We start from the raw sequence: 2,199 nt of genomic DNA, 5'->3' as shown, positions 1-2,199 counted from the left end.
ATATCAAATAGTTATAACCACACAGCCTTAACCATCGAGCCTTGGTGATCATAGTACACCACCATTAAAAGTGATCATATAGTAGCCGTTACCCAAAATAATTGAGTAACTGTTACTATTTTCATCCAATTACTTTCACTTTATTATTGTCAGTAAAGTTTAGAGCCATATAATAAGGAGTGATGTAGTGCCTATTAAAGTAAATGATATAACTAATTTTTTGAAAGTCGAAAGCAAGTCTCATTCAAGAGTCAAGTCACAAGGGGTTCATCGGATTTTTTTTAAAAACGCTATGGGAAATGGCAGTTGATCCTGAAAGTTTTATTGATCCTGTTTTATTAAACAAAACTCAATATAATAATAAGATAGCAGACAAAAGTCTACTTTCACAAAAAAGCAAAAAATAAAATTAATCAGTTAGATAAAGATGCCCTTAAATACTATAAAAGAAAAGACTATGAATCCCTTGCAGAGCTATTAAATTACTGTAGCTCCATTGATTCTTTGAAGTCGCTCTTACCAGATGTCGTAATGCTTAAGGAGGAACCAGCACCAGCGACAGATAGTAACAACAACCAGAGTAACAACAACAACAACCAGAGTAACAACAACAACAACCAGAGTAACAACAACAACAACCAGAGTAACAATGACAACACCCAAACAAAACCAAAACTTAATAATAATGAAGTCGTTTCTAAACTAGCCGGCATTTATCAAAGACTTAACATCAAAGAAAAAAAATTAGAGGGTTTAGAAAAAAATCTAACGCTTAAAAAGAAAGTGAGAACAGCAATAGTAAGCCGATTAATAAGCTAAAAAAGAAATAAAACGAAGAAAGATCAAAAGTTCTAGGCGAACTAAAAAATGCTGATAGCTAATAATACCTTTGAGGATGAAAAATGATAAAACTCATATTAAAAATGAAATCGAACACATTAATAACGCTATATACAATGAAGGTCACTCAATTCATGACTCATCTGAAAATGGGGAAGCGGATTTTTGAAGAATTAAGTAAAGCTAAATATGGGAATAAATATATGAACCATTTTAGCAATCTTTTTGGTCCAGGAACATATGAAATCACTAAATCAAAGATAAAAAATAGTGGAATTTTATTTAATGATAAGCAAGTTAGTTTCAATAGGTTGAATGGTAATAATGGTCATGAAACTTTATTCTCCATCTCTGAAAAAGGCGCTTTAAATTTTTCAGCGTCAAAAGCAAAAGATCTTCAACCACTATTTGAAGATATGTTTAAACACGGTAGTAAATTAAAAATAACAATCAACAGCAAAACAAATGCCAACGCTATTATCAAAAAATATACAGCACTGCGCAAAGCAGCGATTGCTGTGGGCCGTAACCCATCTGCTGTTATCGAGATATCAGATCGAAAAAATTTATTGAGTTTAAACAAAAACGTTAAGAAAATCAGAAGGAGCATAGATAGAATAAATACACAGTCAGAAGTTACTCCTGAATCTATCTATACACAAAAAATTAAAGAAAGTATCACAGCTAACACCAATAAACAACCTTTTAATCCATTTTCATCACCAGATATACAAAGTTTAGCGAAAAAGAGTGCCTCTGAAAGTAGCTCTGAGCTTGACTCTTAACCTACTCTAAACAAAACTACATGCTCACTATTTAACGCAGTAGGGTGCAGTAATATTTCAACAGGGTTAGCTATGCCAAAGACCATTATAAAAAAACTTGACAGGAAAAAACCAGTAGTACTATTCTGGGATTTCGATGGGGTATTAAACCAAGAGTTCCCTATAAAAATTTACCACCAGAAACATTTAAAATCCATATTTGAGATATTATCCTCTCAAGGAGTACTTTCAGTTCCTGCATCTCAACGCTGCTCATATAAAGATACTAACGAGCAAGAAAAGTCAGTAAAAGATGAAATGTATGCTGCATTTGATCAGTGCTTTGGCAAAAATCGATCTTATTTGCTAAAAAAGCATGGTGATGCTATTGCAAAAAATGTTGATGCTGATAAGACAGGAAAATCCAAGAACTACTATCTTGAAAACACTAAAAACATCGGAGTCAAGTATGGAAATATCCCTAATTCTAATTTAATATTGATAGATGACAATAAAGTGTATAGAACCCCAACAGAAAAAGGTGGTTATGTTTTTTCCATATGAAACGTAATCTCAACAAGGAAGATTATTTATT

Annotated in this window: 3 protein-coding genes; 2 read left to right on the top strand and 1 reads right to left on the bottom strand. The window is 32.3% G+C overall.

Features of this window, described 5'->3' with window-relative positions; genetic code table 11:
- Positions 1-482: 482 nt before the first annotated feature.
- Entirely contained in the window at positions 483-713 is a 231-nt protein-coding gene (locus tag BGC07_RS20785) for a hypothetical protein (protein WP_158006959.1), read from the bottom strand.
- A 261-nt stretch (positions 714-974) separates the two neighbouring features.
- On the opposite strand from BGC07_RS20785, the gene BGC07_RS14490 reads away from it, so the two are divergent.
- Positions 975-1,625: a hypothetical protein gene (locus tag BGC07_RS14490; RefSeq protein WP_069313675.1), complete on the top strand. Its 651-nt coding sequence runs from the start codon at positions 975-977 to the stop codon at positions 1,623-1,625.
- A 72-nt stretch (positions 1,626-1,697) separates the two neighbouring features.
- A complete protein-coding gene (locus BGC07_RS14485) occupies positions 1,698-2,168 on the top strand; it encodes a hypothetical protein (RefSeq protein ID WP_069313674.1) in 471 nt (156 codons plus the stop codon).
- The last annotated feature ends 31 nt before the right edge of the window (positions 2,169-2,199 follow it).

The organism is Piscirickettsia litoralis, assembly GCF_001720395.1.
GTDB lineage: Bacteria > Pseudomonadota > Gammaproteobacteria > Piscirickettsiales > Piscirickettsiaceae > Piscirickettsia > Piscirickettsia litoralis.
This window is presented reverse-complemented; position numbering and strand designations above follow the sequence as displayed.

Coding starts and splice junctions, on each gene's coding strand:
- BGC07_RS20785 (WP_158006959.1), bottom strand. CDS start 713: ATGCCGGCTAGTTTAGAAACGACTTCATTATTATTAAGTTTTGGTTTT.
- BGC07_RS14490 (WP_069313675.1), top strand. CDS start 975: ATGACTCATCTGAAAATGGGGAAGCGGATTTTTGAAGAATTAAGTAAA.
- BGC07_RS14485 (WP_069313674.1), top strand. CDS start 1,698: ATGCCAAAGACCATTATAAAAAAACTTGACAGGAAAAAACCAGTAGTA.